We start from the raw sequence: 26,206 nt of genomic DNA, 5'->3' as shown, positions 1-26,206 counted from the left end.
CGGCGCGCGGCGCTGGGTTAAAAAGTCGCCATGACTTCTCTTCCTTCCGATGCGGCCCAGGCCACCCCACCCGCGACGCCCGCCACCGGGCGCGTCCAGGTCATTGACCGCGCCTTCATCGTGCTCAATGCGCTGCTGCCGCTGCCCGAGGGCGCGTCGGCGCTGACGCTTGCCAACCTGACCCAGATCGACCGCACGACGGTGCACCGCCTGCTGCGCACCTTGCTGCATTGGGGCATGGTGCAGGCGCGGGACGGCATCTACACGCTGGGGCCGCAATGCCTGGTGCTGGGCACGGCGCAGCAGGACCGGCTGGGCGTGCGCCGGGCCGCGCTGCCGCATGCGATCGAACTGCAGGAGAAGGGTGTCGGCAAGCGCCGCGCGGTGGTGTCGATCTCGGTCCCGGCGCTCGATCACGTGGTCATCATCGAACGCATCTGGACGCCGTCCACCCCGCTCAACATCATCACGGACATTGGCACGCGCTTTCCGATGGATGCCAGCGTGAGCGGCCGCGCGGTATTGGCCGCCATGACGCCCGAGGCCGGGCGGGCGCGGGTCGGCGCCCAGCGCTACAAGGCCGTCGCGGACCGTCTTGATGCGATCCGTGCCGACGGCGGCATATCGTTTGCCTTGAGCGAGATGCGGCCGGGGGTCGGCACGATGGCCTGCCCGATCCTGGGCCGCAACAACGAACCAGTGGCCGCGATCATCGTGGCCGGTTTGTCGATCGACGATGAACTGCGTGCCGATGCACCACTGGCCCAGCACGCGCGGCGGACGGCCGCCAGCATTTCGTCGGCGCTGCGCTTGGGGTGATCCCGGCGCCTAATCCCGAGCGGGCTTGACGGCGCAATCCCACATGCCCATGGCTTGCACGACGGCTTTCTTCATCACGGCGTACGGAACACCGTCGCGGGCAAGTACCGAAATACCCATGAAAAAGCTGTCGAACGCGATGGCCAGCGACTTGGCATCGGTTGACTCGCGCAATTCACCGGTATCGATGCCGCGTTCCACGCAAGCGTGAAAGCCGGCGCGTGCGCGGCCCCGCATGCCTTGAAGCAACTGCGTGATGTCCTCGCTCCCGGATGCACCCGCGCCCATGGCGCCGGACGCCACCATGCAGCCCTTCGGGTGTCCCCCCTCGCAATACATCTTTGCCGCGCGCTGCAAGGTCATCAACACCGCCTCTCGCGGTGCGATCGACGCATCGTAAAGGCTCTTGGTGAGGTCTCCATAGAGCGACATGTATCGCTCCAGCGCCTCCTTGTACAGGGCCTCCTTGGACTCGAAGGCAGCATAGAAACTGGGGGCGGAAATCCCCCCGCCCATCGCCGCTTTCAGCTGAGACAGGGAGGTCGATTCATAGCCGTGCTCCCAGAACAAATGCATCGCCGAGGTCAATGCCGCGTCACGGTCGAACGTACGGGGGCGGCCTCGTTGCGCCATCACACTCTCCGGCTATCCAAAATTACATACTAAACGATACATAATCCGTGGGCAACGAGCGCGGTTGACATCGGGCAATTCCACCCCGTATATTTATACCGATCGGTATGTAAATAAGCACGCGCGGCGCCTTTCCAGACACAGACGGCCGCGTTTTTTTGGGACTATTTATGTACCGATTGGTATGTTTATCAACGCTGTTCAACGCAACGGAATCACCATGTCAAACGACCTTGAAGCACGCCTGGACGCCATCGAAAGCCGCATTGCGATCGAGACCCTGATTGCCAATTACGCCGAAGCCTTCGATACGATGAACGAAGCGCTGCTGGCTACCCTGTGGCATCCGGACTCGCGGCTGTATCTTGGCGCGAATGGAAACTCCGAAGGGCTCGAGGCCATCCTGGCGCAGGCGCGTGTGAACATGAAGCGCATGCCACACATGCATCACTGGATGGCGAACGCGCTGATCACCGTGGAAGGAGACACGGGCCGCGGACGGGTGGCGGCGGATTGCCTTTTCTACGACGTCGATCAGGGCCCCCTGCAGGTAAGCGGCCAGTACCACGACATCTATCAGCGAAGGAACGGTCGTTGGGCGTTCGAACAGCGCACGTTTGACATGCATTACGCAACGCCGCTCCAGAACTGGACGCCGGTTGCGGGAACGGAACGCTTCGGCCTTCCGGCCTGAGCGCGGCGCCGGGCTGAACATCATGGAAACGAACACTTCAGACAAGCGCCGCTGGCTGGCATTCGCGGTGTTGCTGGTCGGGGCGTTTCTGCCCCCGCTGGACTTCTTCATCGTCAATGTCGCCTTGCCCTCCATGCAAGCGGACTTGAGGACGAGCGCGGCCGAACTGCAGATGGTGATTTCCGGCTATGCCGGGGCCTATGCGGTCTTTCTCATCACCGGAGGGCGGCTTGGCGATATCTTCGGCAGACGAAAGATCTTCCTCTTGGGTATCACTGGCTTTGGACTGACGTCGCTGCTATGCGGGCTTGCAAGCTCGCCCGAGATGCTGATCGCGGGGCGCGTGCTGCAAGGGCTGAGCGCCGCCGCCATGGCGCCGCAAGGCCTTGCCTCCATTCATGCCCTCTTTCCGGAACATGAGCGTTCACGCGCCTTGGGTTTCTACGCGGCGGCAGTCGGATTGGCGGCGGTGGTCGCGCAAGCGCTGGGCGGCGCATTGATCTCGGCAGACCTTTTCCACCTTGAGTGGCGCATCATCTTTTTGATCAACCTGCCCGTGGTTGCCGCGGTCCTGATCGGCGGCTTGCCTTTGCTGCCCGACGCCCGCGGCGACCGCCCCGCACCCGTCGACCTGGTTGGTGTGCTGCTGTGCGCTTTGACCCTGGGCCTGCTCATCGTGCCGTTGGTCGAAGGACGCGAAATGGGGTGGCCCGGGTGGGCGTTGGCGATGCTGGCCGCCTGCCCGGCCGCCGGCTACGGCTTCTGGCGATACGAGATGGCCTATGCCCGGCGCGGCGGGGTGCCGCTGGTCAGCGTCGATCTGGTCCGCACGCCCGGCCTGATGAGCGGCCTGGGGGGCGTGCTGTTTTTCTATGTCATCTCGGCATTTTTTCTGGTCTTCTCCGTCTACCTGCAATCGGCGCTGGGCCTGGACCCCTTGGAGACGGGCCTGGTATTTCTACCGTTCGGCATCGGCTTTTTCATCGGGCCTTTAACGACCCCGCTGGCGATCCGCGTCTTCGGTCGTTGGGTTGCCGTCATGGGCATGGTGCTGGAAGTGGTGGGTTGTGTGTGGCTGGCTGTCCTGGTCGCGGACGCCCCCGGACAGATGCCCGCGCACCTGCCACTGATCATTGCGATAGGTCTGTTGGGCTTTGGCCAGGGTTGGGCGCTGCCGACACTGGTACGTTCCGTCATCGATCGCGCCCCGGCCAGTGGTTCCGGGATGATTGCCGGCATCACCAATTCCGCCTTGCAGATCAGTGCGGCGCTGGGGGTGGCGATCTTCGGTGGCGTGTTCTTTACGGTGGCAGGGCCGTCGCCCGATCCCCGGTCCATGGCGACAGCGCTGGTTGCCGCCATGCTGGGCCTGGCGGCCAGTCTGACGATCGCGGCCATCCTGTCCATCGTCGCCGCGAGGGCGACGATCCGGATGGCCGCTTATCCCGCTGCCGGCGCACCCCCGGCCTGAAGGCCGGGGCCCTGCCGACTCCGGCGCACGCTCAGGGGCGCCGGAAATCTTTCACGAGCAGTGCCATGCCGGACACCAGGAAGTAGAACGCGCCAAACGCGGCGTACGGCGCGATGTCGGCAATGCCCGGGAGGCCGGGCCCCGCAGCGCGCTGGATGAAGAGGACGCCCGCCAGTGTCGATTGCGCGCCGCTGAGGATCATGGGCCACTGCGCGCCATGGGTCTTCCAACGCCGGACGCCGGTGGCGAGCTGCAGCAGTCCGGCCAGCGCCGCCCACACACCGAACACGCCGAGCACGGCATGCATGCTGACGGTCAACGCGACGGCGATGGACACGGTCACCATGCCGCTCGCAAATACGTTGAACATCTGCGTCGGGTTGCGGCGAGCGCCACCGCTTTGCCGGGCATCAATAAAGTTGGCCACGGCGTCCCATGCGGGATACGCGACAAGCAGCATCATCCCGACAAGCGGGGTCGTGCGGCCTGCCGTCAGCGCCGCCAGGACCCAGACGAAGGAGAACGCTGCACGCAAAAAATAGTAGGTTTTCAGCCAGGTATTCGCTGGGGTGGAGACAGCAGGGGAGTTGAAGGCAGTGGTCATGAAATGCTCGGTTCGTAGAGGTGAAGGAACAGAAACCAACCAACTAGTTGGTCGGTTGCCGGGGGAAATAAAAGCGGCCGGGATGGCTGCCAAGCAGTCTTTACCGCGCCGCGCCCTCAAGCAGGCCGGGACAGTTGCTTCACGATAGGGCTGACGATCGCCTTGAAGATGCCGGGGTCGCGGTACGCCCGAGCCGACAACATGGCGCCATGAATGGTCGCCATCAACGTCATGGCTTCGACGTCGGCCGTCTGGCGCAACTGGAAGGCGCCTGTTGTTGCGCCGGCCTGCAAAACGCTCGCCAACCATGCCGACAGGTCGTGAAAGTGCCCGCGCACCTCATCCGCCACCAGGCTGGGGATGGCCGGCAACTCCGCAGCCAGCATGGCGCACACGCACATCGATGCCGTGTCGTCGCTGATGCAGGCTTCCCAATATCCGGTGTAGGCACCGAGTCGCCGAACCGGGTCTTTGATGGTGCGGTCCATCGCCTCGATACCTGCGCGCGCCTGTTCGCGGTAGCGCTTGAGGACCTTCTGAACCAGCTCCGCCTTGGTCGGGAAATGGTGGTGGATGGTGGCTTTGCTGATGTGAACCGACGTTGAGATGTCGGCGTAGCTGAACCCGTTGTAGCCCCCCGAGACCAGCAAGGTCTGGGCACAGGTGACAATCTCGGCAGCTCTGGGGGAAAGGTCTGAATCCATGCCGGAAGTCTACCAACTAGTCGGTCGATGTCAAGCGTGCACGCGCTATCACTTAATTCGATAACAGATGTGGGTGCGGCTGCTATTGCGGGGCGGTCACCTGCCCGTGACAATGGGTTCAAACGGCGGCGCGTCCTGCGCCGTCAACATAAAGGCGCATGGATCGACATGCGCCACCAAGAACACCCATTGGAGACCGCATGTCCACTCGTCCCACCCGCCTTGCCGGCGTGCCTGCCGCTGCGCGCGCCCAGGTTGCCTTGCCGCGGACTCGCTTGTTCGGCGCCGCCTTGCTGGCGCTGTCGCTGACGGCGGCGGCGATGGCAACGTCCACCGCGTATGCCCAGTCCTACCCGAACCGCCCCGTGCGCGTCGTCATTCCTTTCGCGCCGGGTGGCAGCAACGACATCGTGGGGCGCTTCATTTCCGACGAACTGGGCAAGAAGCTGGGCCAGACGTTTGTGGTGGACAACCGGGGCGGGGCGGGCGGCACCATAGGCACCGACCTGGTGGCCAAGGCGCCTGCGGACGGCTACACGCTGCTGCTGATTTCGACGCCGCACACGGCCAATTCGACGCTGTATAAAAAGCTGCCCTATCGGCCCGCGCAGGACTTCACGCCCATTGGCCGGATCGCGACGGCATCGCAGGTGATCAGTGTGTTCCCCGGACTGCCGACCAAGACGCTGCCGGAGTTGATTGCGTATGCCAAGGCTAATCCGGGCAAGCTGAACTATGTGTCATCGGGCATCGGCAGTTCGCAGCATCTGGTGAGCGAGATGTTCGCCAACCAGGCCGGCATCCAGATGACGCATGTGCCGTACAAGGGCGCGGGCGCTGCCTTGGCGGACGTGTCGGCCGGTCACGCGCAGGTGTCGGTGGGCACGGTGCTGCAGGCTTTGCCGCACATCAAGGGCGACCGGCTGCGCGCGCTGGCCGTCAGCGGCGCCAACCGGCAGGCTGTGCTGCCGGATGTACCGACGGCCGCCGAGTCGGGCCTGAAAGGTTTCGAGCCGGACAACTGGTGGGGCCTGCTTGCGCCGGCCGGTACGCCGCCTGAGGTGATCAACACCCTGACCAGGACAATGGGCGAGATCCTGGCGCGCCCGGACACCATCAAGAAGCTGGAAAGCGAAAGCGCGACGGTGGCCTATCAGCCGCCAGCGGACTTCAGCAAGTTCATGGATAGCGAAACCACCAAGTGGGCGGCGCTGATCCGGAAGCTGAATATCCAGGCGGATTGATCGCTGTCCGGGGCTCGTTGTTGGAGTGACGTGCAGCGATGACGCTGGGTCCATCCGAGCCCCCTGCGCGCACCCGACGAGGCTGCTGCTGCGTGGCCTGACGCAGGTTCCACGCAGCCCCGGCAAGGGCAACTTGCGGCCTTGTCCAACTTGAGTTTTTCTCATGTTTCATTGAAACAAGCTCAAGTTTGATTGCGCTCAATTTTATGCAAGAATAGCCAGCCGGCCGCGGGCTCCCGCCGCCGCTCCCCACGGTCCGCGCGGGCTGTCGTCTTGCCGGGCCCCACGTCAAATCAGACAGGATTCCCGATGACGATACTGCTCCCAACTTCCCTCGTGGGCTCCTATGCGCAGCCCGACTGGCTGATCGATCGCCAAAAGCTGGCGGGCCGTTTTCCGCCGCGCGTGCGGGCGCTTGAACTGTGGCGCGTGGCGCCGGAATTCCTTGAACAGGCGCAGGACGACGCGACCATTCACGCGATCCGCGAGCAGGAACGTGCCGGCCTCGACATCATCACCGACGGTGAAATGCGCCGCGAAAGCTATTCGAATCGTTTCGCCACCGCGCTGGACGGCGTGGACATCGACAATCCCGGCACGGCGCTCGATCGCAGCGGCCATCCGAATCCGGTGCCGCGTGTGGTCGGCAAGATCAGCCGCCGCCATTCGGTCCAGGTGCGCGACGTAGAGTTCCTGCGCGCCCACACCGATCGCAAGATCAAGATCACGGTGCCGGGTCCGTTCACCATGGCGCAGCAGGCGCAAAACGATTTCTACGAGACCGACGAAGAAATGGCGTACGACTACGCCGCTGCGGTCAACCTGGAAATCAAGGACATGTTTGCCGCGGGCGCCGACATCGTGCAGATCGACGAGCCTTACATGCAGGCGCGGCCGGAGAAGGCGCGCGAGTATGGCGTCAAGACGCTGAACCGCGCGCTGGAAGGGGTGGAAGGTCAGACGGCCGTGCACATCTGCTTCGGCTATGCGCATGTGATTCATGAGCGGCCCGCCGGCTATTCGTTCCTGCCGGAACTGTCAGCATGCTGCGCGAATCAGATTTCGATCGAGACCGCGCAGTCGTCGCTGGATTGTTCGGTGCTGGAAAAGCTGGAGAACAAGACGATCATTCTGGGTGTGCTGGACTTGTCGACCAATGAAGTCGAAACGCCGGAAGTGGTTGCGGCGCGCATCCGCCGCGCCTTGCCGCATGTGTCGCCGGAACGCGTGATCATCGCGCCGGATTGCGGTCTGAAGTACCTGCCGCGGGAAGTGGCATTCGGCAAGATGAAGGCCATGGTCGACGGCACGCGCATCGTCCGCGAAGAATTGTCGGCATGATCTAGCCCCCCCTAGGCGCTGCGCGCCTCCCCCAGGGGCGACACCAGCGGACTGGCAAAGCCAGATCCGCGGTGTCCTGGTGGGATCCGTTACCCTACGGCAATGGCGGACTTTTAAGCCGCCTGCACCATGAAGCCGATGGTGGTCACGCCATCGGCGCTTTCTGCGAATACCTGGCCGCCGTGCATGGTGGCCACGGCCTTGACGATGGCCAATCCCAAGCCGTGCCCGTGGCTCTGCCCGGTATCGTTGCGCGCGGCATCGACCCGATAGAAGCGGTCGAACAGGCGTGGCAGGTGGTGTGCGTCGACGGTCTCGCCGGGATTGCGCACCGCAATGCGCACCCACCGATCCGACCGGCTGACCGAAATGTCGATGTGCGCGCCGCGCGCCGAATGCTGGATCGCGTTATGCAGCAGGTTGGTCATGGCGCGCCGGAACAGGGCGGTATCGATCGGCGCGCGCAAGTCCGCATCACCGTCGATCGCTGCCGTCATCTGCATGTCGTCCAGCAGGAATTCAAAGAAGTCGACCGTCTTCTGCACTTCGCACACGATCGGTTCGACCACCAGCCCGGTGGCCGCTTCGCCTTCATCGGCGCGCGCCAGGAACAGCATGTCGTTGATAATGGCGCGCAGGCGATCCAGTTCTTCCAGATTGGATTGCAGCACCTCTTCGAATTGCGGCGCGGTGCGCGGGCGCGACAGCGCGACCTGGGTCTCGCCGATCAGGTTGGTCAGCGGCGTGCGCAGTTCGTGGGCCACGTCGGCATTGAACGCTTCCAGCTGTTTGTAGGCGCCTTCGAGCCGGCTCAGCGCGCCGTTGAACGCCACGGCCAGGTCCGACAATTCGGCGGGCAAGGTGGCGACCTGCAAGCGCTGCGACAGGGCGCTGGGCCGCAATGCCTGGGCTTCTTCCGACAGCCGCTGCAGCGGCCGCAAGCCGACCCGCGCCACCCAATATCCAAGCAGCACGACCAGCAGCACCGCGCTCAAGGTCAGGGCAACGACCGCGATCAGGAAGGTGTGCAAGGTGTTGTAGTAGGACTCGGCATCGATCGCGATGATCATGCGGATCGGCGGGCGTTCATCGAAGCCAGGGATCGTGCGCGTGATGGTGTGCAGCGGGTAACGTCGATTGGGAATGTGGATGGTCTCCAGCCCGTCCGCCTTGTTGCTGGGCAGTTCCAGTTCGGCAATGCCGGTACCGTATTGAAAGCGTGGATCGTCGCTCAGCACCCAGAACCGCACGCTGCCATTGGCCGGCGTCTGCGCATCGAGCCGCGCCTGGAAGCGCGACCACCGCGATGGCGAGCCCAGGCGCGCGAGCCAGTAGCTCAGGTCCTGCATCATGGTGCGCAGTTCTTCCTGCTGGTGCCGCGCCAGTTCGCTGCGCAGCACGCCGTACAGCGCTGTGCCGATCAGGGTCAGCGTGACCAGCGCGGCGACCGCGAACATCACGACCAGCCGCGTGGTGATCGACCGCCTCATTCCACCGATCCGTCGGCCGCTGCGTTGTCGCGCACTTCCAGCACATAACCCATGCCGCGTATCGTGTGCAGCAGCTTGGGGCTGTGTCCCGCATCGACCTTGGCGCGCAGGCGCTTGATGGCGACTTCGACCACGTTCACGTTGCTGTCGAAGTTCATGTCCCACACCAGTTCGGCAATCGCCGTCTTGGAAATGATCTCGCCCTTGCGCCGCGCCAGCACCGCCAGCAACGAGAATTCCTTGGCCGTCAGGTCGATACGGGTCGCGTCCCGATACGCCTTGCGGCTGATCAGGTCCACGCGCAGATTGCCAACGCGCAGCTGCACCGGTTCCTGCGCGCGCCCACGCCGGGTCAGGGCCTGCAGCCGCGCCAGCAGTTCCAGAAAGGAAAAGGGCTTGACCAGGTAATCGTCGGCGCCGTCGTGCAGGCCCTTCACCCGGTCTTCGATGCGGTCGCGCGCGGTCAGCATGATGACCGGTGTCTGCTTGATGGTGCGCAAGGATCGCAGCACCGAAAAGCCGTCGAGCCCCGGCAGCATGACATCGAGCACGATCACGTCGTAGTCCTGCTGCAGCGCCAGGTGTTGCCCGTCGATGCCGTTGTGCGCCAGGTCCACCGCGCAGCCCTGCTCGGTCAGCCCCTTGCGGAGGTAATCGGCAGTCTTGATTTCGTCTTCGACGATCAGAAGTTTCATTGCAAGGCTCTTATGCCGGGGCCGGACCACCGCGGCGCGCCGCCTTGCGTGCGCCCCGCGCTTCTTTCCGGCGCATGTACCAGAAGTGCGCGCGGTCCAGGTACAGATACACCACCGGAGTCGTGAACAGGGTCAGGGCCTGCGACAGCACCAGTCCGCCCACCATCGCATATCCCAGCGGCTGCCGCAGTTCCGATCCGGCGCCGTGTCCCAGCATCAGCGGCAGGCCGCTGAGCAGGGCGCACATCGTTGTCATCATGATGGGCCGAAAGCGCAGCACGCAGGCCTGGTAGATCGCCTGTTCGGGCGTCATGCCGTGCTGGCGTTCCGCGTTCAGGGCAAAGTCGATCATCATGATCCCGTTTTTTTTGACGATGCCGATCAGCAGGATAATCCCAATCAGGGCGATCACGCTCAGGTCGTAGCCGCCGGCCATCAGGATCAGCAGGGCCCCCACGCCCGCCGACGGCAGCGTCGACAGGATGGTCAGCGGGTGGATGTAGCTTTCGTACAGCAGGCCCAGCACGATGTAGACGGCGATCAGCGCGGCCGCGATCAGGTAGGGCTGCGACGACAGGGAATCGCCAAAGGCCTTGGCGGTGCCCTGGAAGGCGCCGGTCAGGGTCTGCGGCGCACCCATCTCGGCCTGCGCTTTCTGGATCGCCTGGGTGGCCTGGCCCAGCGACACGCCCGGCGCCAGGTTGAACGAGATCGTCACCGCCGGGAACTGGCTTTGATGGCTGATCGCCAGGTAGCCGGTCTTGGTCGTATCCACCGTCACGAACGACGACAGCGGCACCTGCTGACCCGTGACCGGTGAATTCAGGTACAGCTTGTTGAACAGGGATGGGTCCTGCTGGAGTGCCGGCGTGACTTCCAGGATCACGCGGTAGCTGTTGATCTGCGTAAAGAACTGCGCCACCTGCCGCTGGCCGATCGCGTCGTAGATCGTGGCGTCGATGACCGCGGGCGAGATGCCGAAGCTGGACGCACGGGCGCGGTCAATGGTGACGGTGGCGGTGGCCGCGGCGTTCTGCTGGTCGGACACGGTGTCCGCCAGTTCCGGCAGCTGGCGCAGCTTGGCCAGCATGCGCGGCGCCCACTCGTTCAGCTCTTCCAGATTCGAATCGGTCAAGGTGTACTGGTATTGCGTGCGCGACAGCCGCCCGCCCACGTTGATGTCCTGGCTGGCCTGCAGGAACAGGTTGACGCCTTCGACCCGCGCCAGTTGCGGCCGCAGGCGGCGAATGACCTCGTCGGCGCTGGCGGTGCGGCCATCGGCCTTGGGACGCAGGCCGATCTGGAAGTTGCCCGTGTTGTAGGTCGATGCGCTGCTGTTCATGCCGAAGCTGGCGACGTCGGGGTCTTCGCGGATGACGTCCGCCAGTTTCAGCATGCGCCGGTTCATGGCGGCGGATGACGAGTCTTGCGCCGACTCGGCAAAGCCGAAAATGAAGCCCGTATCCTGCTGCGGGAAAAAGCCCTTCGGGATGATGATGAACAGCGCCACGGTGGCGGCCACCGTCACCAGAAAGCCCATCAGCGTCAGGAACTGGTGGCGCAGCACGACATGCAGGCCCCGCTTGTAGCCATTGAGCAGGCGGTCGAAGCCGCGTTCGAACAGGTAGTACAGCTTGCCGTGCCGGTCGCCGTGGGTGTTGCGCAGGTAGCGCGAGCAGAGCATGGGTGTCAGTGTCAACGAAATGACCACCGACACGGCCACCGTGATCGTGACCGTGACGGCAAATTCGCGCAGCAGCCGGCCCACGATCCCGCCCATCAGCAGCAGCGGAATGAACACCGCCACCAGCGACACCGAGATGGACACAATGGTGAAGCCGATTTCACCGGCGCCTTTGTAGGCCGCTTCCATCGGCGACATGCCGTCTTCGATGTGCCGATAGATGTTTTCAAGCATGACGATGGCGTCGTCCACCACGAAGCCGACCGCAATCGTCAGCGCCATCAACGACAGGTTGTCCAGGCTGTAGCCCACCACATACATGACCGCGGCCGTGCCCATGATGGCAAGCGGCACGGTCAGGCACGGGATGATGGTGGCGGCGACGTTGCGCAGGAACATGAAGATGATCATGACGACCAGCGCGATGGTCAGGATCAGCGTCATCTCGACTTCGAACACCGACGCGCGAATGGTCTGCGTGCGGTCGACGATGGTGTTGACCTGGACCGTGGGCGGAATCGACGCCTGCAGGCGGGGCAGGGCCGCCTTGATCCGGTCCACGGTGTCGATCACGTTGGCCCCGGGCTGCTTGGTAATGGTCAGCACGATGGACCGGCCATTGAGCAGCGTGTTGCCGGCGGGCGCGGCCTTGCCGGCATAGGTCCAGCCGGCGATCTTGGCGTTTTCGGCCGCGTCCACCGCGACGCCGATGTCCCTCACCCGGATCGGCGCGCCGTTCTTGTAGGACAGCACCATGTCGTTCCACGGTGCGGCGCTCAACAGCTGGTCATTGGTGTAGGTGGTGAAGGCCTGGTTCGGACCGTCGATGGTGCCCTTGGGCTGATTGACGGAGGTGGTCGCGATCACGCCGCGGATGTCTTCCAGGCTGATGCCCAGCGTGGCGATCTTGGACGGGTCGATCTGGATGCGCACCGCCGGCTTTTGCTGCCCGCCGATGTTGACAAGGCCCACGCCGGAGATCTGCGAGATCTGCTGCGCCAGGATGTTGTCGGCGTAATCGTTGACCTGGATCATGGGCAGCACGTCGGACTGCACGGCCAGCACCAGCATGGGCGCATCGGCCGGGTTCACCTTGCGGAACGTGGGCGGGCTGGGCAGGTTGGCCGGCAACTGGCCGGTGGACGCGTTGATGGCCGCCTGCACATCCAGCGCGGCCGCGTCGATGCTGCGGTTCAGGTCGAACTGCAGGGTGATCTGCGTGTTGCCGGTCGCGCTGTTGGACGTCATCTGGGCCAGGCCCGCGATCAGCGAAAACTGCCGTTCCAGCGGCTGCGCAACATTGGACGCCATGGTCTCCGGACTTGCGCCCGGCAGGTTGGCCGTGACCTGGATGGTCGGAAAATCCACCTGCGGCAAAGGGGCCACGGGCAACAGGGGCCACGTGGCGATGCCGACCAGCAGGATGGCGATGGCCAGCAGCGACGTGCCGATGGGCCGTTTGATGAAATTGGCGGAGATGCTCATTTCGCGGCTCCGCGATTGCCGGCGTTGGCGGGCGGTTCGATCACGGTCGATCCCGGACGCAGCTTGTACTGGCCATCGACCACCACGCGCTGTCCGGCCTGCAGACCCTGGTCCACCACGGCCATGCCTTCCTGCATCTGCGCGACATGGATGGCCTGGCGTGTCGCCTTGTTGCCTTCATCCACGGCCCACACATAGGTGCCGTCCTGGCCGCGCTGCACGGCGGGGGAGGGAATCGTGATGGCCTGCTGGCGCGCGCCCAGGGTCAGGCGCACGTTCACGTACTGGCCGGGCCAGAGCACATGCGATGCGTTCGGAAAGCTGCCTTTCAGCTGCACGGTGCCGGTCGCGGTATCGATCTGGTTGTTCACCAGGATCAACGATCCGGTGCTCAGTTCCTTGTCGCCGCCGTTGCGCGCAAAGGCGTGCACAGGCAATGCCTGCCTGGTGCCGCGTTGCGCGCGATTGATTTCCTGCACGGCTTCTTCGGGCAAGGTGAACACGACCGAGATCGGGTCGATCCGGTTGATGACCACCAGGCCGGTGGTGTCGGTCGCGCGCACAATGTTGCCAACGTCAACCAGTCGCGCGCCGATGCGGCCGCTGATCGGCGCGGTGATGCGAGTAAAGCTGAGCTGCACGGTGGCCAGCTGGATCGCGGCATCGTCGGCCTGCACGGCGGCGCTCAGTTGTTCCACCAGCGCAGTCGAATTGTCGACCTGCTGCTGGGTGGCGGCGTCCTGCTGCGCCAGCTGGGTGTAGCGTTGCAGGTCGCGTTTTGCATTCGCCAGCTGCGCCTGGTCGCGGGCCTTGGTTGCCTTGACCTGCGCCAGCTGGGCTTCCAGCGTGCGCGAATCCAGCTCCGCCAGCACCTGGCCTTCCTTGACCTCCTGTCCTTCCACGAACCCGATCTTGACCAGTTGCCCGTCGATGCGTGACTTGACCGCCACCGTGGCGTTCGGGGTCACCAGGCCGTTGCCGGCCAGGTAGACCGGGACGTCCTGCTGGCGCGCCTGCACCGTGGTGACACGCACGGGCGGGTTCTGCCCCTGCGGCCCCGGCGCGCCTTCCGCGGCCACGGCAGCGGGGGCGGGCAGCGTCACCAGGGCCGCCACGGCCACGGCGCCGCCGGCCGACAAGAGGGCGCCCGTGGCCCACCAGAGTGCATGGCGACGGAAAGGGGACTGGGACATGGCGTGGCTCACAGGGCTACTTGGCAAGGGAAGGGGAATCGGTGGAAGACACCGCCAGCGGCGCGGTATCGGCGGCTGACCAGCCGCCGCCGGTGGCGCGGATCAGCGTGACGCTGGCCACCAGTTGCCGCGCCAGCAGCTGGGCGGCGGTGCGCTGGTTGGTCAACAGCAGGGTCTGCGCGGTCACGACCGACAGGTAGGTGGTGGTGCCCGCGCGGTATTGCGTCAGCGCAAGTTGTTCGGCCAATTGCGCGGCGCGCACGGCCTGATCCTGCACGGCGATCTCGCGATCGAGCACCCGCAGGGTCGACAGGTTGTCTTCCACTTCCTGGAAACCGGCCAGGGTGACCTGCCGGTACTGGGCAGCGGCCGCATCGAAGGCGGCCACGGCCTGCGCATCCCGCGCCTTGCGCAGGCCCCCATCGAACAGGGTCTGCGCCAGGGCCGCGCCGAGCGACCACACGCGGGTGGGCGTGGTGAGCAGGTCGCCAAACACCGGCCCGGCGTAACCGCCGCTGGCGCTCAGGGTCAGGCGGGGGTAGTAGGCCGCGCGCGCCACGCCGATGTTGGCATTGGCGGCTGCGGCCAGGCGTTCGGCGCTGGCAATGTCCGGCCGGCGTTCCAGCAGGTCGGACGGCAGACCGGTAGGGATCGCGGGCAAGGTGAAGGGCAGCGGCGCATCGGCCGGCACCGGGGCCAGGCTGAACTGCGCCGGCGCGCGTCCCATCAGCATGGCAATGGCATGCTCATACAGGTTGCGCTGCGCTTCCAGGTCGATGGCTAGCGCTTGCGCCGTACGCAATTGGGTTTCGGCCAGGGCGACGTCCGAACGCAGCGCGGTCCCGGCCGAATACTGCGCCTGGGCCAGCTGGGCCGAGCGTTCGTAGGCGGCCAGCGTGCGGGCGTACAGGTCGCGCAGCCGGTCGTTCACGCGCAACTGGAAGTAGTTCTGTGCAAGCGTGGCCTGGATGCTGAGCCGGGCGGCGGCCAGATCGTCGCCACTGCTCTGGGTCAACGCCTGGCTGGCTTCGATCGACCTGCGGATGCTGCCCCACAGGTCCACTTCCCAGCTGGCGGTCAGCCCGGCGCTGAACGTATCCGTCAGCCGGGTGCCATTGTTGTTGGTGCGCCCGCGGCCCGCGCCGGCGGTGGCCCCAACCACCGGAAGCTGCGCTGCGCCGGCCGCGGCCAGCGCCGCCTGCGTCTGACGGTAGACGGCTTCGGCCCGCTGCACTGTCTGGTTGGCCAGGTTGGCCTGGGCGATGAGGTCATTCAGCGTCGGGTCGCCATAGACCTGCCACCACATGCGATTGCTGTCGATGACGCCGGGCTCGGCCAGTTTCCACGGGCCGTCTTCCCGGTAGGCGGCGGGGACGTCGAGGGCGGGGCGGACATAGTCAGGCCCCGTCGTGCAGGCTGCCAGCGCCGCGGTCGCGGCGAGCAGGGCGGCGCAGACGATCTGCGAACGGACGGTTGGCAAACGAAAGGGGGGCATGGCTGCGGCGGGTTCCGGAGTCGGTAGCCCACTGTAGAAGCCCCGGCCCGACGGCACGCTGTCGGCAAACTGACAGGAATGTCAGTTACAGGCGGGGCCGCGACGCAAGACGTTCAGGCGGCGTTGGCCCGGATCTGGTCCCAGTCGACGTAGTCGTCGGGCGATGCGGCGTCGGGCAGCACGATACGCCCGCGCGCCACGGTCAGCGGCAGCGCCGTTACCTGGCGGGTCAGGGTCAGGAAGAAGGTCTGCTCGGCCGGCATCAACCGCAACGCGTCGGGAACCGCCGCGGCCTGCTGCAGATTGATCAGCGTGCCCAGCGCGCTTTCGGCATAAATGCCCACGGCGACGCGCGCGCCCCGCGCCTGCGCCAGCGCACCGATGACACCCGCTTCCGCCATGCCGATGCGGCCCGGCTTGGTGCTGAGCGCGCGGGCGCCGCGTTCCAGGAACAGGCGGGCATCGGTGGCCGTGGTGCAGGCCCGGTCCACCAGGATGGGAATCCCGACACTGTGCTGCAGTGCCTGGAAGTGGCCGTCGGCTTCGTGCGGACAGGGATCTTCGGCAATGGCGACGCTTTCGTCTTCCAGCATGCGCACATAGGACGCAGCCTCGGTCGGGCGGTACGCGCTGTTGGCATCGACATTGAGCACGATGGCGTCGCCCACCGCCGCGCGGATGCGGCGGATGGCCTCGCGGTCCACGTCCATGCCCTGGCCGCCCTTGACCTTGAGCGCGCGCAGGCCCAGCGACTGCACGCGGTCGGCGGCTTCGCGCGCCATGGCGCCCGGGGATTGCCGGGTGACGGTCCAGGTCACGTCCACGCTGGCCGTGCCGCCCAGGTGCCGCCACAAGGGCTGCCCGGCCGATGACGCGCGCAACATGGCGCAGGCGGTTTCGACCATGCCTTTGGCCATCCGGTTTTCGGGAATCGGCGCCAGGGCGGCCGTGACCGCGGCAACGTCGTTCACATCGATGGTGCCCAACGCGGGCATGAGCAGGTCGTCGAGCACGGCCGTGAGCGACCGGAACGAGACACCCGACCAGGTCGCCTTGACCGTGCCTTCGGCGAGTCCGACAAAGCCATCATCGGACTCGATACGCAGCAGGCTGTAGCAGCCTTCGGATTCGATGGCGTTGGCCCAGACGATTTCCTGCTGATAGGGCAGGCGGTAGTGGAACAGCGACCATCGGGCAATCCGCATGCTAGTTGACCGTGATGTTGGCGTCTTTGACCAGCTTGCCCCACACGCCCATTTCGCGCTGGATGTGCTGCTTGAAGGCGTCTGGCGTGGTGCCCAGCATTTCCACGCCTTCGGCGCTGAAGGTCTCTTTCATTTCCGGCGCCTGCAGGATCCTGACCAGTTCCTGGTTGAGCCTGGCAATGATCGCCGGTGGGGTGCCGGCGGGCGCGGCGTAGCCCCACCATCCGGCAGCGTCATAGCCGGGCAGGGTTTCGCCGATGGTGGGCAGGTCCGGCAGCGCCGACATGCGTTTGGCGCCGGTGGTGGCGATCGCGCGAACGCGGTTGGCTTTGATGAAGGACTGCGCGCCGGTATAGGTGCTAAACGAGAACTGCACCTGGTTGCTGACGAGGTCGGTCGTGGCCTGCGCGCCGCCCTTGTACGGAATATGCAGCGTCTTGACGCCGCCCAGGCTGTTCAGCAATTCGCCCATCATGTGCGCGGTGCCGCCATTGCCGGTTGATGAGAACGACAGTGCGCCGGGCTTGGCCTTGGCCATCGCCACCAGGTCGGCCACCGTCTTGACCGGCAGAGCCGGCGCCACGATCAGCACATACGGCGACGTCGCCGCCAGCGTGATGAAGCTGAAGTCCTTGATCGAGTCGTAGGGCAGGTCGGGCACCAGGCTCGGATTGACCGAATGCGACGCCGCAATCTGGAGCAGGGTGTAGCCGTCGGGCGCGGCGCGCGCCACGTATTCGGTACCGATCGCCGTGCCGCCGCCCGGCCGGTTTTCCACGATGACGGGTTGCTTGAGCGCTTCCGACAGCTTGGCGCCGACGCGCCGCGCAAGCACATCATTGATGGCGCCCGCGGTGTACGGGACCACGATGTGGATGGCTTTTTTCGGATAGCCGTCGGCTGACGCGGCGGCTTGGGCCCAGGCAAGGGCAGGGACGGCCAGGGTCGCGGCGAGCACCGCGGTCGTGAGCGTTCGGATGGCGCGCATGGTTGTCTCCGTGGTCGGATGGTCACCCGCCGGGCCTGCCGGCGATGTGCCTCCGTTTTTATATATCGTTGTCGATGTCAACTACGAGGTCGGCCAACGATACCACCAGGAAGTTGCGGAAATCAACTATTTGCCAGGCGCCGCGGCTAGGGCGTTACCCGGGGTGAGGCCAGGGCGTCAAAGTGGCCCTGCAGCGCGGCCGCCGGCTCGCCGGCGCCCAGCGCGAGCATCAGCAGCACGCGGCTTTTGCCCGGGTCCAGATCCCCCGAATGGAGGAAGGGCTGGTCATCGTCCGGCGCGCAGCGCGTGACCGCGCCCCGGCCGCTGCGGCTGGCTCGCACGACCACCACGCCGGCATCGACCGCAGCCCGCAGACGGCTCGCCACGGCGGTGGGCACCGCGCCGTTGCCCGTGCCGGCCCACACCAGTCCGGCGACGCCCTCGGCCACCAGCGCGTCGATCGGTGCGGTCGAACAGCCGGCATACCCGACCACGATGTCGACCGGGGCCAGCGGCGTCTGGACCGAGAAGGGCGGCGCCGGTATGCGTGCCGGCACCGGATCCCGCCAGCGGGTCGCGCCGTCATACACCGCGCCGACGGCGTCGTCGCGCAGGCCGAAGGCATCGATCGACGTCGTATGCTGTTTGGCCACGCGGCGCGCGGCCAGGATGCGGGCGTTCATCACCACCAGCACACCCCGGCCCGCCGCGCGCGGGTCAGCCGCGACCCGCACGGCGTCGGCCAGATTCTGCGGCCCATCGGGCAGGGCGGCGCTGGCCGGCCGCATGGCCCCGGTCAGCACCACGGGCTTGCGCGTCCGCAGGGTGAGTTGCAGATACCAGGCAGTCTCTTCCAGGGTATCGGTGCCGTGCGTCAGGACGACCGCATCGATGTCCGGATCGTCCACGGCGGCCTGCACCCGTTGCCCGACCGCCTGCCAGAACGCGGGCGTGGCATCCTTGCTGTCGATCGCGGCAATGTCTTCGGGGACCAGGGTGGCCAGGCCATCGAGCGCCGGCATGCGCGCCAGCAGATCGGCAATGCCCAGTTGCGCGGCGCGGTAGCCGATCAGGTCGCTGGCGTCATCGGCCAGGCCTGCGATCGTGCCGCCGGTGGCGAGCAGGGCAATCCGTGGCAAGCGGTGTGTCATGATGGTTGGACTCATCGAGGGAACGGGCAGGGAACAGGGAAATGAATGACACGCAGCGCCTGATGGCATCGCTTCGCATGCGTCAGCTCGAACTCGTCAGTACACTGGCAGATGCGGGAACGATGCGCGCGGCAGGACTTGCACTGTGCCTGAGCACGGCGGCGGTCAGCAAGGGGTTGCGCGAAATTGAGTCGCTGTTCGGGGTGGCGCTGTTCCACCGTTTGCCGCGCGGTGTGGTCGCCACATCGGCCGGAGAGCTTGTGATTGCGCGCGCTCGCCTGTTGCTGTCCGAAGTCGGACAGCTGGCCGATGCGTTGCGCGAAAACCGCAGTGGCGCGAACCCGACCCTGAAAATCGGCGGCCCGCCCTTTCTGGCGTGGACCTGGGTGCCGGCGATCCTGCAACACCTGCAGGCCGAGGGCCACCCGCCGCCGGTGCGCATCACTGAAGGCCGGCTGGTCGATATCTGCCGCAAGCTCGAAGCCGGCGACATCGATGTCCTCATCACCATGAACACGCCGTCGGAGCTGGGGGCGCTCAAGCCGGATGGCTTCGTGATCGAACAAGTCGGCAGCGAACCGTGGATCGCCGTCTGTGCCCCCGGCCATCCGCTGGCGCGGCGGCGCGAACCGATGCCGTGGGCGGACCTGCGCACAGAAGCCTGGATCCTGCCCCCCCGGCCCACCCACGCGCGCATGATGGTCGAACAGCTGTTGTTGCAGCAGGGCCTGCCGCCCATTGCCCCCGCCATCGAGTCCACCAATGCGATCACCAATCTGGAACTGGCCGAACGGTCGTTGGGGCTGACCTTGCTCGCACGTTGCGCCTGTGCCGACCGGCTGGCGCGCGGCACCCTGGTCGAAGTCCCGCTGGAGACGGCACCCGCGCCGGTGCCCATTGCACTGGTGTACCGGTTCAGCGCGGCGCATCACGGCGCGGTGGCGGCGTTCCGCGCGGCGGCCCAGAAAATCATGGCGTAGGCGCATCCTGCCGGCACCGCGCCTGCAAGGACGCAGGGGTGTCGGCCGCCAGCCCCAACGCATCCGGCAGAAAATTGCGCTGCCGCCAGTCGGTGGCATACACCGCATCGAAGATCGTCAGTGCACTGCTCAATGTCGGTGTGGGCACATTGGCCAGCCGCCCAAGCGCTTCCTGAAACGCCAGGCCGAACGGCGCATCTTCAATGACATAGCGATGGGACAGGCTGGCCGGGCCATTCGGCCCCATCCCGCGCTCGTGAATGGCCTGCGCCATGTCTTCCAACGGGCCGAAAGGCACGTCGTACGACTTTTGATAGTGCTGCTGCAGGGTCGGCAAGGACAGGCCGAAGGCCAGCGCCACCGCCAGCCGTTCGGCGTCAAGCCTGTCCGCCAGCCGCGCCACCGCGCGGTTGAAGCAGCCGAACAGCGGCCACGTTTCGCCGCGTTCCATCCTCGACAGATTCGGGATCACTTCCGCCGCGTGGGCGATCGGGTTGATGTTGGCCAGTGTCGGCGCCAGCAGGCTGTCCGATGCCACGAACCGTTTGCCGAACAGGTGTTCGCAGGTGGCGAGCGCGTCGTCGGCACGGCCTGCGCCGGTGCATGCCAGGTCGATGCGGTCGCGCCACCGGTTCAGGTGCAGCACGCCATCGGGCCGGAAGTAGGCGGTGGTCAGCGTCGTGCCCCAGGCCGCGACTTGCAGCGACACGCCGCGGCGCGCGGCCTCCTCGGCCATCCACAAAGACACCAGCGACAAGGCGCCGCTGACATGCACCTGCTGCCCGGTGCGCCAGTGCGGCGCCAGCGTGGCCAGCACGTCGGCATAGGCGTTGCCCGGCAGGCACACGATGACCACATCCGCATGGGATACCTGGCGCACGTCGGTCAGCCAGTCGACACGAATGTTCGTATCCAGCGCGCCGGTGCAGGCAAAGCGGGCAGTGGCGGCCGGGGACGGTGAGTCATTGCCGGGCGCTGGCGCGTCCAGGCTCAGCCGCCGGCCAGTGGGCGACCACATGGCGACGTGATGGCCGCGGGTGGCCAGGGCGGCTGCGGTGGCGCAGCCGATCGGCCCGGCGCCCACCACGGTCACACGCGGCGCACGGGCCGCGGCGGAAACAGACAACGTCATGATCAATCCAGCGAGATGTGACGGTCGCGGATGATCGCGCCCCACTTGGTGCTTTCGGTCGTGACCGACTTTGCCAGCGCTTCCGGGCCGGCGTTGACGATCTCGACGCCCTGGCGCTGAAGTTTGTCGCGCAGATCGGGCTGGTTCATTGATGCAGTCACCGCGGCGGCAAGCCGGTCGATCACGGGCTTGGGCGTGGCGGCGGGCGCAAACATCGCAAACGTGGTGGTCGACTCAAAGGCCGGTACGCCGGACTGGCTGACCGTGGGCACATCCGGCAGCTGCGCCGAACGGGCGTTGCCCGTCACGCCGATCGCGCGCAGCCGGCCCGACGTTGCGAACGGTACGGCCACGCCCAGGTCCAGGAAAGCGGCGTCGACTTCATTCGCAGCCACGGCCTGGGTGGCCGGGCCACCGCCCTTATACGGCACATGCGTGAAGGTTGTGCCTGTCAACGACATGAACAGTTCGGCGGCCAGGTGGCTGGTCGACCCGTTGCCGCCCGATGCGATGTTGAGCTTGCCTGGCGCTTTGCGGGCCAGATCCAGCAGGTCCTGGACGCTGCGCACGTCCAGCCCCGGACGCACGGCCAGGATCAGCGGGCTGGCGGCCAGCAGGGCGATGGGTGCAAGGTCCCGCTCCTGCTGGTACGGCAGGCTTTTGTACAGGTGCTGGGCGATGGCGTAGGTGCTGTTGGTGGCGAGGACGAGCGTGTAGCCGTCGGCCGGGGCATTGGCCACCTGCGCATGGCCGATGGTGCCATTGGCGCCCGGACGATTGTCGACGACAACTTGTTGGCCGAGTTGCTTGCCCAGTTCGATCGCGACCGTGCGGGCCAGCAGGTCGGTGGCGCCGCCGGGCGACCAGGCCACGACGACCTTGATCGGGCGGGCGGGGTAGCCAGCGGTGGCGTTCTGCGCGTGGGCAGACCCGCTGAACAGGGCTGGCGCAATCGCGGCCGAGGACAGGACAGCGAGCAGACGGCGGCGATGCAGGGGATTCATGGCACGGATCCGGAAGGGAAAGAGACCGGATCAGTGTAGGGACAGCGGCGGTTGACGCACGAGCGATGAATGGTCAACGTGCGTTAACCGGCGGTTAAGGCAGGGCAACGCCATGGCAGCCTGCAGCAGGCCAGGTCACGCCATCCCGCCGTCCCGTTCCGGCAAGCGTTCACCTTTGATCGCCCGCGTCTGTCCCAGCCAGATGCCATGCGACAGATGGTCCCGCCGCGGCCAGCCGGTGTCCGGATGTACCAGGATATCGAGCCCGTCCCGGTTCAGCATCAGCCACGGCACGAAGGTCGCGAACAATGCGGGTGCAAACAGCGCCTGATACATCGCCGCCGTATGCGGGCCCACCGGCACGTCGTGCCAGCGGCCCAGGCGCACCTCGAAGCGCTCGGCCATGGCGTCGCGCAAGCGCGCCGCGGCGTCCCGGGTCGCGGCCGGGTCGTAATAGATATGGGCGTGGTATTCGCGGATGGCCGCGGGATCAGGCAATTCAGGCATGGGGCGAAAGGCGGCAGGCGCAGGCGTGACAGGTCGACCGATCATACCGTTTGACGTCGCCACGCCAACTGGCGACCATACGCCCGTCGTTTTCATACTTAACAGGAAGCTCATCGTGGAACTCGGACTTCAAGGCAAGGTTGCCGTCGTGACCGGCGCAACGGCAGGCATCGGCTATGCGACCGCGCGCAAATTCGTGGAAGAAGGCGCCCGTGTCGCCATCTGCGCGCGCACGGCCGAATCGGTGGAACGCACCGTCAAACAGCTGCGGGACCTGGGCGGCGACGTGTTCGGCATGGCGGCGGACATCAGCCAGCCCGCCAGCATCGACGCGTTCTTTGCCGCGGTCGACAAGACCTTCGGCCGGATCGACATTCTGGTGAACAACGCCGGCACGTCCAAGCGCGGTCCTTTCCTGCAGATGACGGATGAAGACTGGGCAGGCGACATGGAACTCAAGGTCTATGGCGCCATCCGCTGCTCGCGCGTCGCGATCCCCCACATGAAAAAGCAGGGCGGCGGCCGGATCATCAACCTGTCGACCATCGGCGGCAAGCAGCCGGCGGCCACGTCGATGCCGACATCGGTGTCGCGCGCGGCAGGACTGGCCCTGACCAAGGCGCTGTCCAAGGAACTGGCCGGCGACAACATCCTGGTCAATGCCGTCTGCATCGGCAAGATCAAGGCCGGGCAGCACGAAAAGAACGCCGCTGCAAAGGGCGTGGCCATCGATGACTTCTACACCGACTTTGCCAAGGACATTCCGCTCAAGCGCGTGGGCGAAGCCGAAGAAGCCGCCAATGTCATCGTGTTCCTGGCGTCGTCGGCCGCCAGCTACGTGACCGGCAGCAGCATCAACCTGGACGGCGGCGCATCGGGCGTCCTGTAAAGCCCCGTCACAGGGTGTCGTGAGCCAGCCCTTTCCGGCGGCGCGCAACGGGCGTATCATATAGTTAGATTAACTAACTATCCGAGCAGGGGCTCCGGCCCCCGCTGCCGCCATGCCCGACCTGCCTTCCCCCGAATCAGTCGAACTTGCCGCCGCGCTGCGGCCGGCCATCCTGCGCCTGAACCGCCAGCTGCGGCGCGAAACGCTGTCTTTGGGCGTGTCGCCGCTGATGGTCATGGTGCTCACCACCATTGGCAAGGAACCCGGTATTGGCGTCAGCGATCTGGCCACCCGCGAGAACATGCGGACCGCCACGATGAGCACGCACGTCAAGCAGCTGGAAGAGCAGGGCTATGTGGTCCGCGACCAGACCCTGCACGCCGACCGCCGGCGCGTGGGACTGGCGATCACGCCGCAGGCCGAAAAGCTGGTCAGCGACGTGCGCCGGCTGCGGACCGACTGGCTGGCCAGGCAGGTCGCCAGCCTGCCGGCCGCGGAACGGGCGGCGCTGGCCAAGGCTGTCAACGCACTGACGCTGCTCGGGAACTAGGGGACGCCATGTATCACCACACCAACGACCTGCCGCTTTTCCAACGCATCGGCGCGCGCGTGTCGCCCATGGTCGTGCCGCTGATCGTGGGCTGTGCCCTGTTCATGCAGATGCTGGACGCGACCGTGATCGCGACCGCGCTGCCGGCCATGGCAGCATCCTTGAACGAAGATCCGGTGCGCATGAATATTGCGATCACCGCCTATCTGCTCAGCGTCGCGGTGTTCGTGCCGATCTGCGGGTGGGCGGCCGACCGCTTCGGCGCGCGCCAGGTATTTGCCGCGGCCATTGCCCTGTTCACGGTGGCGTCGATGGGCTGCGGCCTGGCGCAGACCTTGCCGCAACTGTTGTGCGGGCGCGTGGTGCAGGGCTTTGCCGGCGCCATGATGGTGCCGGTAGGCCGCATCGTGCTGCTGCGATCGGTCAAGAAAAGCGAGATGGTCCGCGCCATGTCTTTCCTGAGCATGCCGGCGCTGCTGGGGCCGATCATGGGCCCGGCGCTGGGCGGCTTCCTGGTCACCTATACGTCGTGGCGCTGGATCTTTTTCATCAACGTGCCGATCGGCCTGCTGGGTGTCGTGCTGGTGCTGCGCTACATCAAGAACATTGATGGTGGACAGGCGCAACCACTGGATGTGATCGGTTTCGTTCTGACCGGACTGTGCCTGGCCAGCCTGGTGTTTTCTTTCGACGCCATGGCGCATGGCGTGCTCTCGCCGCTGGCCACGGGCGCGATGGTGGCGGGCGGCCTCCTGTGCGGCTGGCTGTACATCCTGCATGCGCGCCGCACGCCCCATCCTATCCTGGACTTCAGTTTGCTGAAGGTGCCGACGTTTTCAACCGCCATCGTGGGCGGCAATCTGTGCCGGCTGGCCGTGGGCGCCGTGCCCTTCCTGCTGGCCATGCAGTTGCAGGTCGGCTTTGGGCTGACGCCCTTTGCCGCCGGGATGCTGACGTTTTCGGGTGCGGTGGGCGCGCTGGCCATGAAGGTGACCGCGCCGCGCATCATCCAGCGCGCGGGCTTTCGCAAGGTGCTGATGGTCAATGCGATCCTGACCGGCCTGTCCATCATGGGCTGCATTCTGTTCGACGTGGACACGCCCCACATGGTGATCCTGGCCGTGCTGCTGCTGGGTGGCTTTTTCCGGTCCTTGCAGCTGACCGCGGTCAACACCCTGGCCTATGCCGACATCACGTCGGAACAGATGGGCCGCGCCACGGGCCTGGCCAGCGTGGCGCAGCAACTGGCGATCAGCCTGGGCGTGGCGCTGGCGGCGTTTTCACTCAAGACCAGCATGCATCTGCGTGGGGTCACGGTGCTGGAAGCGCGGGACGTGATGCCCGGCTATCTGCTGATCGGCGTCGCCTTTTTTGTGTCCATCTGGTACTTCCGCGGACTGTCGTTGACAGCAGGCGCAGAAGTGAGCGGCAAGAAGTGATGACCACGGCTTGACGACAGCCAACCCGCATGAGATCGTGCAGGTGATCGACTGATAATCAGTTGGCCGCCTGCATTTTTTTCGTCAACCCGTTGGTGCATTCGATAGTCAAGGTCATGGTCAAGTCAACGAAAGCCACTGCCGCTCCCGCTCCGGATTCGGAACCCGTCCCCGGCATGAAACGCCTGGCGCCCGAACAGCGCGAACAGCAGATCGTGGAAAAGGCCATCGAGCATTTCACGCGGCATGGCTTTTCGGGCAGCACGCGCGAACTGGCCCGCGAAATCGGGGTGACCCAGCCGCTGCTGTATCGCTATTTTCCGAGCAAGGAAGCGCTGATCGACCGGGTGTACAGCGAAGTGTTCAGCTGGCGCCCGACGTGGGAAACGGTGCTGACCGACCGCAGCATTCCGCTGGCCGACCGGCTGGTGTCGTTCTACAGCGATTACGCCCGCGTGATCCTGCGCGAAGAGTGGATCCGCATCTTCATCTTTGCCGGGCTGACGCGCGAAGGCATCAACAACACCTACCTGAGCAAGCTGCGGTCCAAGGTGTTTCTGCCGGTGCTGGCCGAGATCCGCCACGAATACGGCATCAAGGCGCCGGCAGGCGCGGCCGAACTCGAACCCGAGATCGAACTGGTGTGGGCGCTGCACGCCAGCATCTTCTACCTGGGCGTGCGCAAATGGATCTACGGCCTGAAGATCCCGAAGGATATCGACGGCCTGATCGAAACCAAGGTCGCCGCCTTCCTGCACGGCGCGCCCAGGGTGATGGCGGACTTGCGCAAGGGCTGAGTCCGCGTCAGG

24 protein-coding genes are annotated in these 26,206 nt (G+C 65.8%); 10 read left to right on the top strand and 14 right to left on the bottom strand.

Annotated features, from left to right (window positions below):
• Nucleotides 1-30: 30 nt before the first annotated feature.
• Entirely contained in the window at nucleotides 31-819 is a 789-nt protein-coding gene (locus HD883_RS12030) for an IclR family transcriptional regulator (RefSeq protein WP_179585223.1), read from the top strand.
• Between the two features lie 9 nt (nucleotides 820-828).
• On the opposite strand, the gene HD883_RS12025 is transcribed toward HD883_RS12030, so the two are convergent.
• Nucleotides 829-1,452, bottom strand: a complete 624-nt coding sequence (locus HD883_RS12025) for a TetR/AcrR family transcriptional regulator (protein WP_179585225.1) — start codon at nucleotides 1,450-1,452, stop codon at nucleotides 829-831.
• A gap of 220 nt (nucleotides 1,453-1,672) precedes the next feature.
• Between HD883_RS12025 and HD883_RS12020 the strand changes: the two genes are divergently transcribed.
• Both HD883_RS12020 and HD883_RS12015 read left to right on the top strand, forming a co-directional pair.
• On the top strand, nucleotides 1,673-2,146 hold the full coding sequence (locus tag HD883_RS12020) for a nuclear transport factor 2 family protein (RefSeq protein ID WP_179585227.1): 474 nt from the start codon (nucleotides 1,673-1,675) through the stop codon (nucleotides 2,144-2,146).
• 22 nt (nucleotides 2,147-2,168) lie between these two features.
• Nucleotides 2,169-3,617, top strand: a complete 1,449-nt coding sequence (locus HD883_RS12015) for an MFS transporter (protein WP_179585230.1) — start codon at nucleotides 2,169-2,171, stop codon at nucleotides 3,615-3,617.
• 31 nt (nucleotides 3,618-3,648) lie between these two features.
• On the opposite strand, the gene HD883_RS12010 is transcribed toward HD883_RS12015, so the two are convergent.
• Both HD883_RS12010 and HD883_RS12005 read right to left on the bottom strand, forming a co-directional pair.
• Entirely contained in the window at nucleotides 3,649-4,221 is a 573-nt protein-coding gene (locus tag HD883_RS12010) for a DUF308 domain-containing protein (protein WP_179585232.1), read from the bottom strand.
• 116 nt (nucleotides 4,222-4,337) lie between these two features.
• Nucleotides 4,338-4,925 carry a TetR/AcrR family transcriptional regulator gene (locus HD883_RS12005; protein WP_179585234.1) on the bottom strand — a complete coding sequence of 196 codons (588 nt, stop codon included), beginning with the start codon at nucleotides 4,923-4,925 and terminating at the stop codon, nucleotides 4,338-4,340.
• Nucleotides 4,926-5,125: 200 nt separating this feature from the next.
• Between HD883_RS12005 and HD883_RS12000 the strand changes: the two genes are divergently transcribed.
• Both HD883_RS12000 and HD883_RS11995 read left to right on the top strand, forming a co-directional pair.
• Nucleotides 5,126-6,169, top strand: coding sequence for a tripartite tricarboxylate transporter substrate binding protein (locus HD883_RS12000; protein WP_179585236.1), 1,044 nt, complete (start codon nucleotides 5,126-5,128; stop codon nucleotides 6,167-6,169).
• A gap of 309 nt (nucleotides 6,170-6,478) precedes the next feature.
• Nucleotides 6,479-7,510 carry a uroporphyrinogen decarboxylase family protein gene (locus HD883_RS11995; protein ID WP_179585238.1) on the top strand — a complete coding sequence of 344 codons (1,032 nt, stop codon included), beginning with the start codon at nucleotides 6,479-6,481 and terminating at the stop codon, nucleotides 7,508-7,510.
• Between the two features lie 113 nt (nucleotides 7,511-7,623).
• On the opposite strand, the gene HD883_RS11990 is transcribed toward HD883_RS11995, so the two are convergent.
• From HD883_RS11990 to HD883_RS11955, 8 genes are all read right to left on the bottom strand, one after another.
• Nucleotides 7,624-9,000 carry a heavy metal sensor histidine kinase gene (locus HD883_RS11990; RefSeq protein ID WP_179585240.1) on the bottom strand — a complete coding sequence of 459 codons (1,377 nt, stop codon included), beginning with the start codon at nucleotides 8,998-9,000 and terminating at the stop codon, nucleotides 7,624-7,626.
• Nucleotides 8,997-9,695 (bottom strand): heavy metal response regulator transcription factor, encoded by a 699-nt coding sequence (locus HD883_RS11985; RefSeq protein WP_179585242.1) that lies wholly within the window; start codon nucleotides 9,693-9,695, stop codon nucleotides 8,997-8,999. The genes HD883_RS11990 and HD883_RS11985 overlap by 4 nt, the downstream gene beginning before the upstream one ends.
• Before the next feature lie 10 nt (nucleotides 9,696-9,705).
• Nucleotides 9,706-12,864 (bottom strand): efflux RND transporter permease subunit, encoded by a 3,159-nt coding sequence (locus tag HD883_RS11980; protein WP_179585244.1) that lies wholly within the window; start codon nucleotides 12,862-12,864, stop codon nucleotides 9,706-9,708.
• Nucleotides 12,861-14,057, bottom strand: coding sequence for an efflux RND transporter periplasmic adaptor subunit (locus tag HD883_RS11975; RefSeq protein WP_179585246.1), 1,197 nt, complete (start codon nucleotides 14,055-14,057; stop codon nucleotides 12,861-12,863). Before HD883_RS11975 ends, HD883_RS11980 begins: the two co-directional genes overlap by 4 nt.
• Before the next feature lie 16 nt (nucleotides 14,058-14,073).
• A complete protein-coding gene (locus HD883_RS11970; protein WP_179585248.1) occupies nucleotides 14,074-15,552 on the bottom strand; it encodes an efflux transporter outer membrane subunit in 1,479 nt (492 codons plus the stop codon).
• A 113-nt stretch (nucleotides 15,553-15,665) separates the two neighbouring features.
• Entirely contained in the window at nucleotides 15,666-16,757 is a 1,092-nt protein-coding gene (locus HD883_RS11965) for a mandelate racemase/muconate lactonizing enzyme family protein (protein WP_179585250.1), read from the bottom strand.
• A gap of 1 nt (nucleotide 16,758) precedes the next feature.
• Nucleotides 16,759-17,745: a tripartite tricarboxylate transporter substrate binding protein gene (locus HD883_RS11960; RefSeq protein ID WP_179585252.1), complete on the bottom strand. Its 987-nt coding sequence runs from the start codon at nucleotides 17,743-17,745 to the stop codon at nucleotides 16,759-16,761.
• A 146-nt stretch (nucleotides 17,746-17,891) separates the two neighbouring features.
• The gene (locus tag HD883_RS11955; RefSeq protein WP_257022153.1) at nucleotides 17,892-18,896 is read right to left on the bottom strand and encodes an asparaginase; all 1,005 of its coding nucleotides are present in this window, start codon (nucleotides 18,894-18,896) and stop codon (nucleotides 17,892-17,894) included.
• A gap of 41 nt (nucleotides 18,897-18,937) precedes the next feature.
• Between HD883_RS11955 and HD883_RS11950 the strand changes: the two genes are divergently transcribed.
• Nucleotides 18,938-19,876 carry a LysR family transcriptional regulator gene (locus HD883_RS11950; RefSeq protein WP_179585256.1) on the top strand — a complete coding sequence of 313 codons (939 nt, stop codon included), beginning with the start codon at nucleotides 18,938-18,940 and terminating at the stop codon, nucleotides 19,874-19,876.
• Here HD883_RS11950 and HD883_RS11945 read toward each other — a convergent pair.
• The 3 genes from HD883_RS11945 to HD883_RS11935 form a co-directional block, all read right to left on the bottom strand.
• On the bottom strand, nucleotides 19,866-21,008 hold the full coding sequence (locus tag HD883_RS11945) for an NAD/NADP octopine/nopaline dehydrogenase family protein (RefSeq protein ID WP_179585258.1): 1,143 nt from the start codon (nucleotides 21,006-21,008) through the stop codon (nucleotides 19,866-19,868). The genes HD883_RS11950 and HD883_RS11945 overlap by 11 nt on opposite strands.
• Nucleotides 21,009-21,010: 2 nt before the next feature.
• Nucleotides 21,011-22,012, bottom strand: coding sequence for a Bug family tripartite tricarboxylate transporter substrate binding protein (locus tag HD883_RS11940; RefSeq protein WP_179585260.1), 1,002 nt, complete (start codon nucleotides 22,010-22,012; stop codon nucleotides 21,011-21,013).
• Between the two features lie 135 nt (nucleotides 22,013-22,147).
• Nucleotides 22,148-22,564, bottom strand: coding sequence for a DOPA 4,5-dioxygenase family protein (locus HD883_RS11935; RefSeq protein ID WP_257022152.1), 417 nt, complete (start codon nucleotides 22,562-22,564; stop codon nucleotides 22,148-22,150).
• Between the two features lie 70 nt (nucleotides 22,565-22,634).
• On the opposite strand from HD883_RS11935, the gene HD883_RS11930 reads away from it, so the two are divergent.
• From HD883_RS11930 to HD883_RS11915, 4 genes are all read left to right on the top strand, one after another.
• Entirely contained in the window at nucleotides 22,635-23,408 is a 774-nt protein-coding gene (locus tag HD883_RS11930; protein WP_179585261.1) for an SDR family NAD(P)-dependent oxidoreductase, read from the top strand.
• 112 nt (nucleotides 23,409-23,520) lie between these two features.
• Complete coding sequence (locus HD883_RS11925) at nucleotides 23,521-23,958, top strand: MarR family winged helix-turn-helix transcriptional regulator (RefSeq protein WP_179585263.1); 438 nt, start codon at nucleotides 23,521-23,523, stop codon at nucleotides 23,956-23,958.
• A gap of 8 nt (nucleotides 23,959-23,966) precedes the next feature.
• A complete protein-coding gene (locus HD883_RS11920) occupies nucleotides 23,967-25,397 on the top strand; it encodes a DHA2 family efflux MFS transporter permease subunit (protein ID WP_179585265.1) in 1,431 nt (476 codons plus the stop codon).
• Between the two features lie 176 nt (nucleotides 25,398-25,573).
• On the top strand, nucleotides 25,574-26,194 hold the full coding sequence (locus HD883_RS11915) for a TetR/AcrR family transcriptional regulator (RefSeq protein ID WP_257022151.1): 621 nt from the start codon (nucleotides 25,574-25,576) through the stop codon (nucleotides 26,192-26,194).
• Nucleotides 26,195-26,206: the final 12 nt, after the last annotated feature.

The sequence above is a fragment of the Pigmentiphaga litoralis genome (assembly GCF_013408655.1).
Taxonomy (GTDB): Bacteria; Pseudomonadota; Gammaproteobacteria; order Burkholderiales; family Burkholderiaceae_B; genus Pigmentiphaga; species Pigmentiphaga litoralis_A.
The sequence above is the reverse complement of the archived record's forward strand: the minus strand, read 5'-3'. Positions and strand labels throughout refer to the sequence as shown.

What these genes read in the sequence shown, in the direction of transcription:
- HD883_RS12030 (WP_179585223.1), top strand. Translation starts at nt 31, where the DNA reads ATGACTTCTCTTCCTTCCGATGCGGCCCAGGCCACCCCACCCGCGACG.
- HD883_RS12025 (WP_179585225.1), bottom strand. Translation starts at nt 1,452, where the DNA reads ATGGCGCAACGAGGCCGCCCCCGTACGTTCGACCGTGACGCGGCATTG.
- HD883_RS12020 (WP_179585227.1), top strand. Translation starts at nt 1,673, where the DNA reads ATGTCAAACGACCTTGAAGCACGCCTGGACGCCATCGAAAGCCGCATT.
- HD883_RS12015 (WP_179585230.1), top strand. Translation starts at nt 2,169, where the DNA reads ATGGAAACGAACACTTCAGACAAGCGCCGCTGGCTGGCATTCGCGGTG.
- HD883_RS12010 (WP_179585232.1), bottom strand. Translation starts at nt 4,221, where the DNA reads ATGACCACTGCCTTCAACTCCCCTGCTGTCTCCACCCCAGCGAATACC.
- HD883_RS12005 (WP_179585234.1), bottom strand. Translation starts at nt 4,925, where the DNA reads ATGGATTCAGACCTTTCCCCCAGAGCTGCCGAGATTGTCACCTGTGCC.
- HD883_RS12000 (WP_179585236.1), top strand. Translation starts at nt 5,126, where the DNA reads ATGTCCACTCGTCCCACCCGCCTTGCCGGCGTGCCTGCCGCTGCGCGC.
- HD883_RS11995 (WP_179585238.1), top strand. Translation starts at nt 6,479, where the DNA reads ATGACGATACTGCTCCCAACTTCCCTCGTGGGCTCCTATGCGCAGCCC.
- HD883_RS11990 (WP_179585240.1), bottom strand. Translation starts at nt 9,000, where the DNA reads ATGAGGCGGTCGATCACCACGCGGCTGGTCGTGATGTTCGCGGTCGCC.
- HD883_RS11985 (WP_179585242.1), bottom strand. Translation starts at nt 9,695, where the DNA reads ATGAAACTTCTGATCGTCGAAGACGAAATCAAGACTGCCGATTACCTC.
- HD883_RS11980 (WP_179585244.1), bottom strand. Translation starts at nt 12,864, where the DNA reads ATGAGCATCTCCGCCAATTTCATCAAACGGCCCATCGGCACGTCGCTG.
- HD883_RS11975 (WP_179585246.1), bottom strand. Translation starts at nt 14,057, where the DNA reads ATGTCCCAGTCCCCTTTCCGTCGCCATGCACTCTGGTGGGCCACGGGC.
- HD883_RS11970 (WP_179585248.1), bottom strand. Translation starts at nt 15,552, where the DNA reads ATGCCCCCCTTTCGTTTGCCAACCGTCCGTTCGCAGATCGTCTGCGCC.
- HD883_RS11965 (WP_179585250.1), bottom strand. Translation starts at nt 16,757, where the DNA reads ATGCGGATTGCCCGATGGTCGCTGTTCCACTACCGCCTGCCCTATCAG.
- HD883_RS11960 (WP_179585252.1), bottom strand. Translation starts at nt 17,745, where the DNA reads ATGCGCGCCATCCGAACGCTCACGACCGCGGTGCTCGCCGCGACCCTG.
- HD883_RS11955 (WP_257022153.1), bottom strand. Translation starts at nt 18,896, where the DNA reads ATGACACACCGCTTGCCACGGATTGCCCTGCTCGCCACCGGCGGCACG.
- HD883_RS11950 (WP_179585256.1), top strand. Translation starts at nt 18,938, where the DNA reads ATGAATGACACGCAGCGCCTGATGGCATCGCTTCGCATGCGTCAGCTC.
- HD883_RS11945 (WP_179585258.1), bottom strand. Translation starts at nt 21,008, where the DNA reads ATGACGTTGTCTGTTTCCGCCGCGGCCCGTGCGCCGCGTGTGACCGTG.
- HD883_RS11940 (WP_179585260.1), bottom strand. Translation starts at nt 22,012, where the DNA reads ATGAATCCCCTGCATCGCCGCCGTCTGCTCGCTGTCCTGTCCTCGGCC.
- HD883_RS11935 (WP_257022152.1), bottom strand. Translation starts at nt 22,564, where the DNA reads ATGATCGGTCGACCTGTCACGCCTGCGCCTGCCGCCTTTCGCCCCATG.
- HD883_RS11925 (WP_179585263.1), top strand. Translation starts at nt 23,521, where the DNA reads ATGCCCGACCTGCCTTCCCCCGAATCAGTCGAACTTGCCGCCGCGCTG.
- HD883_RS11920 (WP_179585265.1), top strand. Translation starts at nt 23,967, where the DNA reads ATGTATCACCACACCAACGACCTGCCGCTTTTCCAACGCATCGGCGCG.
- HD883_RS11915 (WP_257022151.1), top strand. Translation starts at nt 25,574, where the DNA reads ATGAAACGCCTGGCGCCCGAACAGCGCGAACAGCAGATCGTGGAAAAG.